The 16,097-nt window shown below is 36.4% G+C and carries 12 protein-coding genes and 3 tRNA genes; 8 read left to right on the top strand and 7 right to left on the bottom strand.

The annotated features are described in order from the left end of the window. Positions 1-218: 218 nt before the first annotated feature. From EPA86_RS15930 to EPA86_RS15920, 3 genes are all read right to left on the bottom strand, one after another. Positions 219-294, bottom strand: a tRNA-Asn gene (locus EPA86_RS15930). A 40-nt stretch (positions 295-334) separates the two neighbouring features. Continuing rightward, positions 335-410: transfer RNA gene (locus EPA86_RS15925), tRNA-Asn, on the bottom strand. Positions 411-556: 146 nt separating this feature from the next. Further along, positions 557-632 (bottom strand) — tRNA-Asn (locus EPA86_RS15920). Positions 633-1,279: 647 nt separating this feature from the next. Here EPA86_RS15920 and EPA86_RS15915 point away from each other — a divergent pair. Then, positions 1,280-2,659 carry an MATE family efflux transporter gene (locus tag EPA86_RS15915; protein WP_140605363.1) on the top strand — a complete coding sequence of 460 codons (1,380 nt, stop codon included), beginning with the start codon at positions 1,280-1,282 and terminating at the stop codon, positions 2,657-2,659. Between the two features lie 5 nt (positions 2,660-2,664). After that, on the top strand, positions 2,665-4,674 hold the full coding sequence (gene uvrB, locus EPA86_RS15910) for an excinuclease ABC subunit UvrB (protein WP_425462578.1): 2,010 nt from the start codon (positions 2,665-2,667) through the stop codon (positions 4,672-4,674). 221 nt (positions 4,675-4,895) lie between these two features. Here uvrB and EPA86_RS15905 read toward each other — a convergent pair whose 3' ends face one another. The 3 genes from EPA86_RS15905 to queC form a co-directional block, all read right to left on the bottom strand. After that, the gene (locus EPA86_RS15905; RefSeq protein ID WP_140605359.1) at positions 4,896-5,108 is read right to left on the bottom strand and encodes a hypothetical protein; all 213 of its coding nucleotides are present in this window, start codon (positions 5,106-5,108) and stop codon (positions 4,896-4,898) included. 180 nt (positions 5,109-5,288) lie between these two features. Next, entirely contained in the window at positions 5,289-6,242 is a 954-nt protein-coding gene (locus EPA86_RS15900) for an ion transporter (RefSeq protein WP_140605357.1), read from the bottom strand. Positions 6,243-6,315: 73 nt separating this feature from the next. Then, the gene (gene queC / locus EPA86_RS15895; RefSeq protein WP_140605355.1) at positions 6,316-6,972 is read right to left on the bottom strand and encodes a 7-cyano-7-deazaguanine synthase QueC; all 657 of its coding nucleotides are present in this window, start codon (positions 6,970-6,972) and stop codon (positions 6,316-6,318) included. A gap of 97 nt (positions 6,973-7,069) precedes the next feature. On the opposite strand from queC, the gene queE reads away from it, so the two are divergent. The 3 genes from queE (at position 7,070) to EPA86_RS15880 (ending at position 10,132) form a co-directional block, all read left to right on the top strand. Beyond that, entirely contained in the window at positions 7,070-7,747 is a 678-nt protein-coding gene (queE, locus tag EPA86_RS15890; RefSeq protein WP_140605353.1) for a 7-carboxy-7-deazaguanine synthase QueE, read from the top strand. 91 nt (positions 7,748-7,838) lie between these two features. Next, a complete protein-coding gene (locus tag EPA86_RS15885) occupies positions 7,839-8,837 on the top strand; it encodes an ABC transporter substrate-binding protein (RefSeq protein ID WP_140605352.1) in 999 nt (332 codons plus the stop codon). An 11-nt stretch (positions 8,838-8,848) separates the two neighbouring features. Next, entirely contained in the window at positions 8,849-10,132 is a 1,284-nt protein-coding gene (locus tag EPA86_RS15880; protein WP_140605350.1) for a GGDEF domain-containing protein, read from the top strand. Here the strand turns inward: EPA86_RS15880 and alr are convergent, their stop codons facing one another. After that, positions 10,133-11,221: an alanine racemase gene (alr, locus tag EPA86_RS15875; protein ID WP_140605348.1), complete on the bottom strand. Its 1,089-nt coding sequence runs from the start codon at positions 11,219-11,221 to the stop codon at positions 10,133-10,135. A 165-nt stretch (positions 11,222-11,386) separates the two neighbouring features. Here alr and murQ point away from each other — a divergent pair, with 165 nt between their 5' ends. The 3 genes from murQ to pbp4b all read left to right on the top strand — a co-directional run bounded on the left by murQ (position 11,387) and on the right by pbp4b (position 16,095). Further along, the gene (gene murQ / locus EPA86_RS15870; RefSeq protein ID WP_140605346.1) at positions 11,387-12,322 is read left to right on the top strand and encodes an N-acetylmuramic acid 6-phosphate etherase; all 936 of its coding nucleotides are present in this window, start codon (positions 11,387-11,389) and stop codon (positions 12,320-12,322) included. Then, on the top strand, positions 12,315-13,556 hold the full coding sequence (locus tag EPA86_RS15865) for an exo-beta-N-acetylmuramidase NamZ family protein (protein ID WP_140605344.1): 1,242 nt from the start codon (positions 12,315-12,317) through the stop codon (positions 13,554-13,556). The genes murQ and EPA86_RS15865 overlap by 8 nt, the downstream gene beginning before the upstream one ends. A 103-nt stretch (positions 13,557-13,659) precedes the next feature. Continuing rightward, positions 13,660-16,095 (top strand): penicillin binding protein PBP4B, encoded by a 2,436-nt coding sequence (pbp4b, locus tag EPA86_RS15860; protein WP_246058429.1) that lies wholly within the window; start codon positions 13,660-13,662, stop codon positions 16,093-16,095. The last annotated feature ends 2 nt before the right edge of the window (positions 16,096-16,097 follow it).

Raw genomic sequence — 16,097 nt, 5'->3', positions numbered from 1 at the left:
TCACATTAAATGTGGCTCCCCAAACTGGGCTTGAGAACCAATCAGTGACACATGCTGTTATTAAGAGAGTACAGTCCATCGCTCTTCTAATGAGCTATTACGAGAACTTTGCACTTATACTGGCTTTGTATGAAGTGTTTATGAAGATGAAATAGTAGAAAGGTAAATTGCAGGCGAAAAAAAACCTGCTAAAAGCAGGTTTATTTTCACATTAAATGTGGCTCCCCAAACTGGGCTTGAACCAGTGACACATGGATTAACAGTCCATCGCTCTACCAACTGAGCTATTGGGGAATAAACTTTTTTAACTTCTGTTTATCAGTGAAGTTGAATGTGGCTCCCCAAACTGGGCTTGAACCAGTGACACATGGATTAACAGTCCATCGCTCTACCAACTGAGCTATTGGGGAATAAACTTTTTTAACTTCTGTTTATCAGTGAAGTTGAATGTGGCTCCCCAAACTGGGTTTGAGAACCAATCAGTGACACATGCTGTTATTAAGAGAGTACAGTACATCGCTTTACCGCTCTTACATTAATCACCAATTTTTAAATTTGGCTCCCCAAACTGGGCTTGAACCAGTGACACATGGATTAACAGTCCATCGCTCTACCAACTGAGCTATTGGGGAATTGCTTTTCTTTCGATTAGCTTGCTAACCATCTTGGCTAACGGGGCGGAATATTAAAGTCCTGTGGCGCTAGTGTCAATACTAAAATCATAAAAAAATGATTTATCAGTTTGTTTGCTTGAAATATGCTCACTAAGCTTGTTTTAAATGCAACAATTGAAGTGAATTTGAACGCTTCCATTTGATTAACAGTTAACTTGTTTTACCTTATAAAACTATTAACACTTATCCACCAAAGTTGTGGATAACTTTGTGAGTTAAACTGTAACGATAAATAACATTTATAAACCATATGGGCTGCAGCAAAGTCAATGAGTTTATGACGTTTTATTTTTTATAATAAATACAATGACCTACAGAGGTTTGTTGTTTTTTTATCTAAATGGAGTGTTTTTTGTTCAAAGGGGAGTTTTATTGATACTTCTGTGTGTTAAATATTGCTTATAGGTGTTCATTTGAAAGGGATTAAAAAGTTTAATTAATTTAAAGGCTTGGTAACATCAAAGCGTTTAAAAATATTTGATTACGTTTTTTGCTTTGCTATTAAAAATAAATTCCGTCAAGCTAAGCCTATAACTATATATAATACAGTTATTCTTTTACAATATCGTCCGTCTTGCTTTTATTCTTTATTATTGAAACTTTTAATGACCAAAACTACAAAATCAGATCATGGCAAAAAGCCAGTTAATTTACTCGAAGATCCCGTAGGCAGTACTTTAAAACGTATGACCATTCCAATGATTTATGGCATGGTTTTATTAATGACCTTTAATTTAATTGATACTTTCTTTGTCAGTTTATTAGGTACTCAACCCTTAGCTGCAATAAGCTTTACTTTTCCTGTAACTTTTACCGTTATTAGTTTGACCATTGGTTTAGGTATTGGTACTTCAGCTGTTATAGCCAGATCCCTTGGCAAAAAAGATCACAGTGCAGCTAAAGATTCTGCAACAGCAGCAATGTATTTAGCTGCAGTAATCGTTGCTGCATTATCTGTTGTGGGCTATTTATTTACGGACCAATTATTCACTGCTTTGGGTGCACAAGAACAATTATTGCCATTAATTCATCAATACATGGATATTTGGTACATTGGCAGTGTATGTTTAATAGGGCCAATGATCGGTAATGCCATTTTAAGAGCCTCTGGTGATACTAAAACACCAAGTATTATTATGGGGAGTGCAGGCTTAATTAATGCAATATTAGATCCTATTTTTATATTTGGTTTAGGCCCGATTCCTGCTATGGGGATCCAAGGTGCGGCAATTGCTACATTACTTTCTTGGATATTTGGTTTGATATTTGTATTAAATATCTTAACGAAAAAGTTAAATTTAATTCATACCCATTTTTCTACGATAAAAAATTTATTACCTGCCTGTAAAAATATTTTAAAAATTGGCTTACCTGCGGCTGGCGCTAATATGTTAACGCCAATTGCTGCAGCTATTATGACTGCTATTGTTGCAACCTACGGTGAATCAGCAGTCGCAGCTTTTGGTGTTGGCTCTAGAATTGAGTCAATTGCTTGCCTTGTTGTACTTGCCATGTCGATGACATTACCACCTTTTATTAGTCAAAACTTTGGTGCAGGTTCAATGCACAGAGTAGAAGAAGCTTATAAAGTGTCAGTGAAGTTTGTGTTAGTTTGGCAGGTAGTTATCTTTGCTGTGCTTGTTGTTAGTGCGCCTTTAATTGCAAATATCTTCGCTAAAGAAGAGGCAGTTGCCGATATCATAAAATTGTTTATATGGATCTTGCCATTAGGCTACGGCCTTCAAGGAATTATCATTTTAACGAATTCGTCTTTTAATGCTTTGCATAAACCTATGGTAGCACTGGTATTGAGTATCATTAGATTATTTATTTGTTATGTACCTTTAGCATACATAGGAAGCTATTTTTATGATTTGACAGGATTTTTTGTAGGTGCATTATTAGGGAATGTTGTAATGGCAGCAATTTCATACCGACTGTTCAGTAAGCAATTTACTCAAGACTGCGTTTTATCTAAGGCTTAAACATCGTGAAATCTTTAACACTTGAATCAGATTACACACCAAGTGGCGATCAACCTACGGCTATCAAGCAGTTATTGGACGGGATCGACTCTGGATTAGCTCATCAAACATTACTAGGTGTAACAGGTTCCGGTAAAACCTTTACTATAGCGAATGTCATTGAAAAACTTAATCGACCCACCATGATGCTTGCACCTAACAAAACGTTAGCTGCGCAATTGTATGGTGAAATGAAAGAATTCTTTCCTGAAAATGCTGTGGAATATTTTGTTTCTTATTATGATTATTATCAACCTGAAGCTTACGTACCAACCACAGATACTTTTATAGAAAAAGATGCTTCAGTAAATGAGCATATTGAACAAATGCGTTTATCTGCAACTAAAGCATTATTGGAGCGCCGTGATGTCATTATTATTGCTTCTGTATCGGCAATTTATGGTTTAGGTGATCCTGATTCATATTTAAAAATGATGTTACATATCAGTGTTGGTGACATCATTAACCAACGTGATATTTTAAGGCGTTTAGCTGAGCTACAATATACTCGAAATGATGTAGCTTTTGCTCGCGCGACCTATCGGGTTAGGGGAGATGTTATTGATGTTTTTCCAGCTGAATCTGATCGCCTTGCATTAAGGATAGAATTATTTGATGAAGAAATTGAGCGTATAAGCCAATTTGATCCGCTCACGGGTCAAGTGGAACGAACACTTGCTCGAGTTACTATTTACCCCAAGACACACTATGCTACACCACGAGAAAAGATACTTGCGGCTGTTGACTCAATTAAGGTAGAGCTAAAAGATCGCTCTGCGCAATTAAAAGAAAATAATAAGTTAGTTGAAGAGCAGCGAATTACCCAAAGAACACAGTTTGATATTGAAATGATGACTGAACTTGGTTATTGCTCGGGTATTGAAAATTACTCAAGGTACCTTTCTGGTAGGGAGCCAGGTGAAGCGCCACCTACTTTATTTGACTACTTACCTAAAGATGGTTTACTCATTATTGATGAATCTCATGTCACAGTGCCACAAATTGGCGCTATGTATAAAGGTGATCGTTCACGTAAAGAAAACCTAGTTCAATATGGTTTTAGATTACCTTCGGCATTAGATAATCGACCAATGAAGTTTGATGAATTCGAAGCGTTAGCACCACAAACTATCTATGTATCAGCGACACCGAGTAATTATGAAATAGAGAAATCATCAGGTGATATTGCTGAACAAGTCGTTAGACCGACAGGTTTACTTGATCCAGAAATTGAAGTGCGCCCAGTTGAAACTCAAGTCGATGACTTGCTTTCAGAAATAAATAAGCGTGTACCTTTAAATGAGCGTGTTTTAGCCACTACATTAACCAAACGTATGGCAGAAGACTTAACTGACTATTTAGATGAGCACGGTATAAAAACGCGATACTTACATTCAGATGTAGATACCGTTGAACGTATGGAAATTATTCGAGATTTTCGTCTTGGAAAATTTGATGTCTTAATTGGCATTAACTTGTTACGTGAAGGTTTAGATATGCCAGAAGTCTCTCTAGTGGCAATTCTAGATGCAGACAAAGAAGGTTTTTTACGTTCAGAGCGGTCTTTAATACAAACTATTGGCCGTGCCGCTCGAAATATAAATGGTAAAGCTATTCTATACGCGGATAGAATTACGGGTTCAATGCGTAAAGCAATAGATGAAACAGAGCGTAGACGGGAAAAACAACACCAATATAACCTTGATAATAATATTGTCCCTAAAGGGGTTATTCGCAAGATCACTGATGTAATGGATGTTGATGGTTATAGTGACGCTAAACAGCTTGATAAAGTCGCACAGGCAACGGCTAATTACAAGGCAGATGAACCATTACTGTCAACTAAAGAAATAGACGATAAAATTGCGCAGCTTGAAAAAGAAATGTTGCAATGTGCTCAAAATCTTGAGTTTGAACAGGCCGCAGCTATTCGAGATAAAATTGCTAAATTAAGAACTCAACAATTATCGAGTTAATCATAACTATGTTTAAATAGAGCTTAATATACTAAGAATTAAGCTCATTTTTTTATGTTAAACTTAAGTTTTCAGTTTTACTTAGAGCAGGATAAAAACATTGGTCAATGCTAAGTCGATTGAGAATGAAATTATCATTAAAGTCAGTAAAATAAGCTTTTAAAGCTATTTGTTAACCTGAGCTTGATTACTTAATGTATACCTTATATTTATTGGAAGAGTCACCTTAAATCGACCATAGCATGATTACCGATGATATTGGCTACCGCATCACTATTGCAGTTTGATAAATGGCTAATATCTTCAATGATACTGTCTTGTACATCGACGGGAAATAAGAGAAATTGCTCTAAATACATATGAGCTTGTGTTTCTTTATTTGCATCGATCATTTTCATTAAACGTTTTGCAGGGTGTTTCCAAGTGGCACACATAAGAAATCCTTAACATTTCACTAAACACCTTTTAAGTCTAGAACAAGCTATATCAAGGGTTAGAAGGAATTTCTATTAAAAAAACTTTGATGGAAGATAATAATCTATAGCTAACTAAGTCATTTAAAAACTTAAACATATATAAGCTGGTAGTGATCTATAAGCTCTAGAATAGTGTATTTATTTTCCACAATGTGGACATTTTCCTGATGGATGTCCTTTTTTAATTTGCTTAATGCTTTGTCTAAGAGCCTTGCCGTCAATGTCGAGCTTTTCAGCAAGATTGTGTAATTCCTTAAGCTCTTGCTGATCTAAATGTCCATCTGAAAGGGCTTTTTCTATTTGTAGGTTAAGCTTATTTCTTCGTTCTCTTAACTCTTCACCAAAACGTGCAGCGAGCATACCTGCCGGAAGGGCAACTAAACCAATGCCAATTAACATGATAAAGGTCGATATTAACTTTCCTAAACCTGTTATTGGGACCACATCTCCATAACCGACAGTTGTCATTGTTACTACTGCCCACCATATAGATTTAAGAATACTACCGAACTGTTCAGGTTGCGCTTGACCTTCAATGATATGCATTAGACTGGCAGCTATAATGATCAATACAAATATAACTGTCATCGCTGCGACAAGGCTTTTGAACTCTTTGGCGATAACTGTGATGAAAATATTAAACCCTTTAAAGTAATGGGTGAGTTTTAATAACCTTAAAACTCTTAACAACCTTAAAGATCTTAAATCGATAGTAAAAAGTACGGCGATGATAAAAGGCAAAATTGCTATAAAGTCAATAATAGCAATAGGGGTAGTTATGTAGTTTAATCGTGCTTTTACAGGAGATAAATGTCGGTACTTGCTTGATTCAACGCAACACCATATGCGAAGTAAATATTCTATGCAAAAAATAGACAGAGAAACTATTTCAAACCAATAAAATTGCTGACGAAATTGTTGATTAAAGTCAGCTTCAGACTCGAGTATAACGGCAGAAACATTCGCAAGAATCAAAAAAATAAGAAAGAAAGTGACCGCTTTAGCCGCTAAGCTTTTCTGCGTTTCGCTTTCTAATAATTGATATGTCTTAGCCCTGAGACTGCTATTTGAAATAAGTTGTGCCTCTGACATTGTATTCCTTATTAATTGTCATTATAAAAGCGAGCGTGAAGTTATTGTAAAGAAGCCAATCAATAGTGTTTATCTATTCATAACTGATTGGATCATTGACATTATTATCAGCAAAAGCTTCTAATCTTTCTTGGCAGGCACCACATTTACCACAGGCTTTTTCTCGGCCGTTATAACAGGTCCAAGTATTACTATAATCAAGACCCATTGCGATACCATCAGTTAAGATAGCTGTTTTATTCACTTCTAAATAGGGACTAAAAATTTCAACACTCTCATAATTAGCAATTTTACATACGTCATTCATCTTTAAGACAAATTCTGGTCGACAGTCTGGATAAATGGCATGGTCACCTGAATGAGCTCCATAATAAACTTGCCCAGCACCAACGGAGACGGCATAGCCAACAGCAAGGGATAATAAAATCATGTTTCTATTAGGTACAATGGTTGATTTCATATTCTCTGCTTCGTAATGCCCCTCTGGAATCTCTATGTCATCGGTTAGAGATGAGCCTGCTAGCAATTCATTTATTGCAGATATATCAATTACTTTATGTGGAATATCAAGTTGAGTACAAACCGTTCTAGCACAAGTCAATTCTTTAACGTGACGTTGGCCGTAATCAAACGAAAGTGCGTAAACTTGTTTACCATCTTTTATTGCACGGTTTAATACGGTGAATGAATCCATGCCACCTGAATAAATAACAACAACTTTTTCAGCCATTTGTAGAGTCTCTTGAGGTATAATAATTAACAGTTATCGTGTTGCTTGAAATAGCAAAAGTATTTTACTTTAAATAAACCATAGGCTAAAGCAGAAAGTGAACCTTACTAATTATAAAATTAATGAATTTTTTCAAACGATCCAAGGGGAGGGATCATATACTGGCCAGCCCTCTATTTTTATTCGCTTGCAAGGCTGTCCTGTTGCATGTTCTTGGTGCGATACTAAGCATACTTGGGATATTGAACCGTCATTAGAAATTTCAGCCGATAAGCTACTTGCAAAATCAGCGGAAACTGAGCAATGGTCAGATTTAAGCGTAGACCAAATACTCACATTAATCGTTCAACAAAAATTTAAAGCAAAACATGTTGTAATTACTGGCGGTGAACCTTGTATGGTTGATTTAACACCTTTATGTCAAGGACTTGAACAAGCAGGGTTTAGCACTCAAATTGAAACATCAGGAACCTTTGAAATACGAACTACTGACTCGTGCTGGGTAACTGTGTCACCTAAAGTAAATATGCGTGGTGGATATGAAATATTATCGAGTGCAATGAAAAGAGCGAATGAAATTAAACACCCAGTGGCAACTGAACAACATATTGATGATTTAAAGTCATTACTATTACAACATAAAGTGACAACGACTCCTGTTTATCTACAACCGATAAGCCAGAAGCAAAGAGCTACAGAGCTTGCTATTGCTAGTTGTATAGAAAATGACTGGCGCTTATCAATTCAAGTTCACAAATATATTGGTATAGAGTAAGTTTATAAAAATAAGCTGTTTCAAATTCAATTAAGCAAGTTAGGTATTTGTTTTCTATACTAGTTAATAGGCTCAATTGGGATGAAGTCTTGTGGGGAATAAAATATCAATAATTGTCATCAGTAGCATCGTCTTTGGTGCTTTTGCCTTGCTATATGTAAATGCCAAGCATTTATGGCAAAAAGAGCAATACCCCATTGTTATAGCCGTATCTAAAACTCCTTTATCTTCACCTTTTTATGTAGCTAAAGCGATTAATGCTTTCGAGGCTACTTGTGTGTCTGTAACCTTTGAGCCAGTTATTGGCGGGCAAGCGGCTTTCTCCAAAGTGATGAACGGTGAAGCTGATTTTGGCACGAGTTCTGACTCAGTGATTGCATTTCAAAGCCTTTTATATAAAGAGTTTGTTTCTCATGCCATGTTTGTTCATTCGGATAATGATGTGAAGCTAATTTCTCGTGTTTCGGCAAACATATCTAAGATTGCAGATTTAAAAGGCAAAAAAATTGGTGTAACAAAAGGTACCGCGAGTGAATATTTTCTAAGTACTCTTTTAGCGTTACATGGTGTTTCGATAGATGAAGTGGAATTACATCATTTTAAGCCCGAGCACCTAAATAGTGCCTTTGTTAATCATGTAGTTGACTCTATCGCACCGTGGGAGCCATTTGCCTATCAAAGTGCTATGCAACTTGGCGATGATGTTATTGTGCATGATACTAAAAACTTGAATACGCTAAGCTTTAATCTAATCTCTAAACAAGCAGATAACTATGATGTGGAAAAAGCTAAATGTGTATTAGAGGCGTTAAATACAGCCATTGATTATATAGCATTACATCCTAAAAAAGCTCAAGAAATTGTCATGAGTGAACTAGGCTTAACTCCAGATTTTATTGCATGGGTTTGGCCAGACTATATTTTTAAACTGGCATTAAATCAGTCATTGCTCCTATCTATTAAATCTCAGGCTATTTGGATAAATGAAACACAAATGATGAACTTAAAAGATATACCGAATATTAATAACTTTTTAGACAGTAGAGCAATGCTACAAGTGGACCCACTTGCAGTGAATATCTCTTTATAGGCTTTAATGACATGAAGATAAATTTATCTCAACAAATTATAGTATTTTCTGTGATTTGTGCTGTCATTTTTACCATTTTGTTAATAAGCATTCTTTGGTCTTCTATCACGATAGATTTAGCATTTAAGCGCGAAAACTATGCCCAGAAAGTTGATAACCATACGAATACATTGAAGCAATTAATGATCAGCGATGATATTTATGCAATGAATTATAATGACGATAGTTGGTTATATTGGCAAAATAAACTGTCAACGTTATTAAAATTTCCGCCAAAGTTAACTGCACCTCAAAAAACCATTCAGCAAAGTCTAAAAAGCCAAAATGAAAATGTACGGCACCTTTTTGATCAAATAGCCTTAAGCAGAAGTAAGGCTGTTAATTCGTCAGTTCAAAATCATTTTAAAGTAAGACTAATGACACAATTAGAATCAATTCGTTCTGACTCTGTGCAATTATCATCTATTGTTAAAAAAGACATTCATCAAGTTATTAAACAGCAAGTAATAGTGATTATTTTTACCTTTGTATTATGTTTTTTAATTGTCATTGTTGGTGGGATAAAGCTATCAAAAATTTTTACCTTATCATTAAAAGAAGTCAAACAAGCCTTTGAAGCAAATCATAGTGGTAATTTTCAAGAAATCACACTGTCTCATCATACTGATGAATTTGAAAGTATCGCTAAAGCGTTTAATGCAATGAACAGTAAATTAAGTGAGAACACAGTATCTCTTGAGGCAATGAAGAAAATAGTAGAGGAAAAGACTAAAGTACTTCAACAGTTATCAGACACAGATCCTTTAACCAAAGTTGCTAACAGAAGGGCTTTATTTGAGCGTGGTAACATGGAGTACTCACGTGGTATACGTGGTAGCAATCAGCTGACTATTTTATTACTTGATTGCGATTTATTTAAAAGCATAAATGATAAGTACGGCCACTTGTTCGGAGACGAGGTATTAAAACATGTTTGTAACATATGTGATGAAGCAATTAGAGACATTGATTTTTTAGCTAGATATGGTGGTGAAGAGTTTATTGTGATTTTACCTGAGTGTGATATTGATGGTGGAGTAGATATAGCAAACCGTATTCAACAGTTATTAGCCCAACAGCCAATTAAAAATAACAGTAAGCTTGTAAAGCTGACTTTAAGTATCGGAGTAAGTTCATTATCAGCCAATCATGAGAGCTTTGAGGACTTAATTGGTGATGCTGATAAAGCTATGTATATAGCAAAAGAAAGAGGAAGAAACAGGGTTGAAGTATTATCCCAGTCAGCTTTGCATTAATTACCCTCTGTTAATAAAGGTTTTTGGTAACCTTGAAGATAAACGCGTTAGCAGTTCGTAATTAATAGAATCAGAGTATTTAGCGACCGTATCTACCGAAATATTTTTACCCCATAATTCAACGCTATCGCCAACGCTCACCTTAGGTAAATCGGTAATATCAATAGTGATCATATCCATAGAAACTCTACCAACCAAATACGCGATTGAGCCATTTACATAGACTGGTGTACCTGATTTAGCATTTCTTGGGTAACCATCGGCATAACCAATAGCTATGACCGCAATGATTGATGAACGGTCTGCTTGCCATGTATCGCCATAACCAACAGTTTCACCTGCTTTTACTTTTCTAATGGCGATTATCTCTGCTTCTAAGGTCATCACGGGTTCAAGGGGCTCAACTAAATCGCATTGCTCAATTGGGCTTACCCCATATAGCGCAAGGCCAAGGCGATTATAGTGACCATGACTTTCGGGCCAATTCAGTATGCCTGCAGAGTTAGCCATACTATATTGACAAGCATATTGTTCAACCAACGCTTTGACTTGCGTAATTTGTTTGGCAGTTTTAGGGTTGTTTTTGATTTCGGCGCAAGAAAAGTGGCTACATATAATTAGTTTTTTGCGGTGTTCTTCAGTTAATAACGCGATAACATCAGGCGCATCTTCTACTCTAAATCCTAACCTATTCATTCCGGTATCAATCTTTAACCAAATATCACTGCGATACGTACCTTTATCATTATTAAGCCAAGCTATTTGCGCAGCTGTGTGTAACATCAGAGATAAGTCATGCTGGATAGCAATAGCAAAGTCACTTTCTTGAAAAGGCCCTTCTAACACTAGAATGGGCGTTTTAATTCCTGCTTTACGTAATTGTATCGCTTCATCAACAAAGGCTACAGCAAAGCAAGGTACTTGCTCTTCAAGTGCTTTGGCTACTTCAATCGCGCCATGTTCGTAGCCGTTAGCTTTTATCACTGCCATTGTTTTACTGTTAGGCGCTAAAGTGGAAATATATTGATAATTGTTTTGTAGGGCTGTTAAATCAATAACGGCTTGTGTTTTACGAGAAATATAGGTCATAAAGCAGAGAAAAAGCATCACTAAAAAAACGGTATTAATAACTAGTTATTAACTAGGAATGAACCAAAAAAATACTAGGTAAATAAATATCCTATGAATGTGTATCAGTGTACCATTAGAGATTATGAATAACAGTATTTATCTGAGCTAACAGGGTCTTAGTTGATGAGTGACGAATTAGAATCGCAAACAAAATTAGTAACAACATTAAAATCAATTGCCACAGAAGGGCAAAACCCAGAGACACTTGATATAGACTTACTTGATTCATTGAATATTCTCAAAAAGATAAATAATGAAGATCAAAAAGTTGCCCTCGCTGTTAAAGATATTCTGCCTGAAGTTGCACAAACAGTTGATTTAATAGTTGAAAGTTTTAAGTCGGGTGGGCGTCTACTTTATATTGGGGCTGGAACCAGTGGTCGTCTTGGCGTACTCGATGCGGTTGAATGTCCGCCCACCTTTAGTGTTTCTTCTGAGCAAGTCGTAGGTATTCTAGCTGGTGGTGAAAAAGCAATGTATAAAGCTGTAGAAGGTGCTGAAGATAGCCAAGAGTTAGCTATTCATGATTTAAAGGCGCAACAAGTGAATGAGCAAGATGTGGTTGTGGGTATTGCGGCAAGTGGTAGAACCCCTTATGTGCTTTCTGCTATGGCGTATGCGCGTTCTGTTAATGCCAAAGTCGTGGGTATAAGTTGTAGTCCAAATGAGCGCTTTGCTCAAGACAGCCATGTAAATTTGTGTATTGAGGTTGGGCCTGAGGTATTAACTGGCTCTACAAGAATGAAATCAGGCACAGCACAAAAGCTTGTACTTAATATGTTAACAACGGCTAGTATGATCCGCTGTGGTAAAAGTTATAAAAACTTAATGATTGATGTGAATGCCAGTAATGAGAAACTTTACGCGAGAGCTGTACGTATTGTTATGCAGGCAACGGAGTGTGATGAATCAACGGCGCAGCACGCGTTAGACTTAGCGAATCATAAAACTAAAACGGCCAGCTTGATGGTACTCACTGGGCTAAATGCAGAACAAGCAGAAAAAGCTCTTTCACAAGAGCAGGGTTTTTTAAGACGAGCGATTGCGAACAATGAATAACAATGAGAATAAAGCAGTAAACTTTGAAGTGTGCGATGCGTATTTGATTGAAAAATACCAGCAAAACCTATTACCTTTTATCACTTACTGTATTGTTTGTGTATGTTTTACTCTTTTATCTATAAATAGTGCTAATGCGAAATCAGTTATTGTTGGTGCTGAACAATTTTCTCAATATCTGCCCCAGTTATCAGGTAAGCGTGTTGGCTTAGTGGTTAATCAAACTTCTGTGGTTAAAGAGCAACATTTGGTTGATGTACTATTAGCGAAAGGCGTGAATATTAAAGCCGTATTCGCACCAGAGCACGGTTTTAGAGGTAATTTAGACGCAGGTCAAACATTTAAGAATGCCACCGACAGTAAAACACAATTACCGATAATTTCAATATATGGCAAATATAAAAAACCAACACCAGAAGTATTAGCATCGTTTGATGTGATTATTTTTGACATTCAAGATGTTGGGGTTCGTTTTTATACTTATATCAGCTCAATGCATTACATGATGGAGGCAGCCGCAGATGCTAATATTCATTTCATTGTACTAGATAGACCAAACCCTAATGGAGCATATGTTGATGGTCCTATATTAGAGTCTGAATTTAGATCATTTGTTGGTATGCATAATATTCCGTTACTACATGGCATGACTGTGGGCGAGTTAGCTCAAATGTTTGTTGGTGAACAGTGGTTAAATACTCAAAAAACATTATCCTTACAGGTAGTGAAAGTGCTTAATTATCTAAAGTCAGATAGCTACCATTTACCAATTAAGCCTAGCCCTAACTTACCTAATCAACAAGCTATTGCTTTATATCCTTCTTTAGGTTTTTTTGAAGCAACACCTGTGAGTATAGGTCGGGGTACTTCGTTTCCTTTTCAAGTTATTGGTCATAACACAATACATTTAGATGATTTTAATTTTACCCCTAAATCAACACCAGGCGCAGCACTTAAGCCTAAATTGATGGATAAACAATTAAAGGGGCAGGATTTACGAAATGTTTCAGCAGGGGGCTTAGATTTATCCTATATTATTCAATGGCATCAAGCTTTTAAAGATCAGCAACTAACTTTTTTTAATCGTGCTGATTTTATGGATAAACTAAGCGGAACAGATAAGCTAAGAAACGCCATTATCTCTGGTAAAACCGAACAAGAAATTAAGGCTAGTTGGCAAGTGCCATTGCAGCTGTTTAAAACACAAAGACAACCGTATTTGTTATATCACTAGGTTATAGTGATGATTGAATATCCTCAAGAGTGTAAGGGTAGTTATAATTATGTACCGTAAAGGGAAGTTTTTTTTCACGCGTAAAAGTCTATGGACTATTTTAATGTCAGTGTTTTTTCTGACAAATTGTACCTCTCAACCACAGCCTTCACTCAAATCAAAGAACTACAGTGAGCGTATTAAATTTGTAGTATTACATTATACCGCAGGAAATTATCAAGACTCTTTAAATGCATTAACCAGCCAAGGTGAAGCAAGTGCTCATTATTTTATTCCACAATTACATGATGCCACCTATCATCAAGAAGATTTAAAGGTTATTCAGTTAGTTAGTGAAGATAAAAGAGCTTGGCACTCTGGCGAAAGTGCCTGGCAAAATAGAGAAAATTTGAACGACCAGTCTATCGGTATTGAATTAGTTAATGAAGCTCACTGTAAGCCAGTGGAGTCCCCTTTGACTACGGTAAAGCAACAGCCCGTTTGTTTTTTTCCCGATTTTCAAGCACAGCAAATTGAACTGCTTATTAATTTGTTAAAAAAGATATTAGCTGAAAACCCTGATATATCTCCAACGGCAATTGTAGGGCATAGCGATATTTCTCCTATGAGAAAGCGTGATCCTGGACCCAGATTTCCGTGGTTTCAATTATATCAATCAGGTATAGGAGCTTGGTATGACGAAGAGGTAATGATGAAGTATTACCAAACATTTAATGTTCGTTTACCGAGTCTTGCACTCATTCAAAAAGCGTTAAACACTTATGGTTATGCCATTGAATCAACGGGTTATAAAAATGCACAAACTCAAGCAGTAGTACTTGCTTTTCAACAACACTTTATGCCGTGGCATTTAACGAAAGCAGCTGATGCACGAACAGCTGCGACTATTTTTGCCTTAATAGAAAAATATTTTCCACAGCGTTTAAACGCATTAACAATGCATTACCACAATGAGTTACAAATAAAACCTGCTACTGATTTTGCGATAAAAAGAGGCCAAGTGGTCAAAACATTTCCTGAACAAAATCCCAGTAGCAGAGCGTTAGTAAATAATAGAGCATCATTTAAAGCTTATCAGGGAGCGGGTGAGATCATTATTGATAATATTTCTGCGACATCTGCAGACATGTTTGTTAATGGTGAAAAACTATCTATTGCAGAGCCTTTAATTCCTCATAAGCGTTATCGTTACAGTTTAAAAAGACGCACCCATACCGGTGACAATACTTTGATGGTTGAAAATATAAAACCTGAAGGGGCAAAATTAACAATTACCATCCCATATCCAGATTTAACTAAGCAAAAGTTTAGTACTAATAAATTTGATCGGTCTAACTCTGCCCATAACTTTACCGCAGTAGATACATTAATTAACAATGATGTCGAAAATGGCTTTCCGGGCGCTGTGTTATTGGTACAGCACAAAGGAGAAATAATTAAGCACACTGCTTATGGTTATGCGCGTAAGTATAATGATGAGGGAGCATTACTAACATTTCCCATAGTGATGGAAAAAAATACCGTCTTTGATATTGCCTCAAATACAAAAATGTTTGCCACGAATATCGCGTTAATGAAATTGATCAGTGAGGGACGTTTATCAATAGATTTACCTTTAAGCTTCTATATACCTGAGTACCAAGGGGAAGGCCGAGAGTTTATCACGGTAAAAGATATACTTACTCATCGTAGTGGCTATACACCACAAGTAAAGTTTTACGATAAAAACAATAAGCTAGGTAAGATGTTTTATTCGCAAAATAAGCAGCAAACACAACAGTTACTGATTGATAAAGTACCGCTTAGTAACCGTAGTAAAACGACGTCTGTTTATAGTGATGTTAATTATATTTTACTTGGTTTGCTTATTGAGAAAATATCAGGGGTAAGCTTAGATCAATATGTTGAGCAATTTATTTATCAGCCATTGGGTTTAGACAGTATTTTATATAACCCTCTACAAAAAGGTTGGCATAAGAACCAATTTGCAGCTACAGAAATTGCTGGCAACACAAGGGGAGGTCGTGTTCATTTTGATAATGTTAGACATCAAGTACTTCAAGGCGAAGTTCATGATGAAACGGCGTTTTATTCATTAGGTGGTGTAGCAGGACATGCGGGATTATTTTCTAACGCAGAAAGCCTAGCTGTTTTAGCTCAGGCTCTACTTAACCGTGGCGGTTATAATGAAACCCAGTTGTTTACAGCGAAAGTGTTAGATCAATTTGTTAAACCTGATGATGGTAATGGTAGCTTTGGCTTAGGTTGGCGCAGAGCAAATAATGGTGATAGAGCCTGGCATTTTGGCCCATATGCTAGCGCCCAAGCCTATGGGCACACTGGTTGGACGGGTACAGTAACGGTTATCGACCCTAAGCATGATTTAGCCATAATACTATTAACCAATGCACGCCACAGTGACATTGTTGGGGATGACAAACAGTTTCACTTTTTGGGTAAAACGTTTGAAACAGCCAAGTATGGTAGTGTGGTTTCACTTATTTATGAAGCCATTTTAACAAATAAGACCGTTAATTAACG

The sequence above is a fragment of the Litorilituus lipolyticus genome, from assembly GCF_006439335.1.
GTDB lineage: Bacteria > Pseudomonadota > Gammaproteobacteria > Enterobacterales > Alteromonadaceae > Colwellia > Colwellia lipolytica.
This window is presented reverse-complemented; position numbering and strand designations above follow the sequence as displayed.

Bases quoted from the DNA above. Each gene is read 5' to 3' on its own strand.
- pbp4b (WP_246058429.1), top strand. From the start codon at position 13,660: ATGTCAGTGTTTTTTCTGACAAATTGTACCTCTCAACCACAGCCTTCA.
- EPA86_RS15865 (WP_140605344.1), top strand. From the start codon at position 12,315: ATGAATAACAATGAGAATAAAGCAGTAAACTTTGAAGTGTGCGATGCG.
- EPA86_RS15905 (WP_140605359.1), bottom strand. From the start codon at position 5,108: ATGTGTGCCACTTGGAAACACCCTGCAAAACGTTTAATGAAAATGATC.
- EPA86_RS15880 (WP_140605350.1), top strand. From the start codon at position 8,849: ATGAAGATAAATTTATCTCAACAAATTATAGTATTTTCTGTGATTTGT.
- queC (WP_140605355.1), bottom strand. From the start codon at position 6,972: ATGGCTGAAAAAGTTGTTGTTATTTATTCAGGTGGCATGGATTCATTC.
- EPA86_RS15900 (WP_140605357.1), bottom strand. From the start codon at position 6,242: ATGTCAGAGGCACAACTTATTTCAAATAGCAGTCTCAGGGCTAAGACA.
- murQ (WP_140605346.1), top strand. From the start codon at position 11,387: ATGAGTGACGAATTAGAATCGCAAACAAAATTAGTAACAACATTAAAA.
- alr (WP_140605348.1), bottom strand. From the start codon at position 11,221: ATGACCTATATTTCTCGTAAAACACAAGCCGTTATTGATTTAACAGCC.
- EPA86_RS15915 (WP_140605363.1), top strand. From the start codon at position 1,280: ATGACCAAAACTACAAAATCAGATCATGGCAAAAAGCCAGTTAATTTA.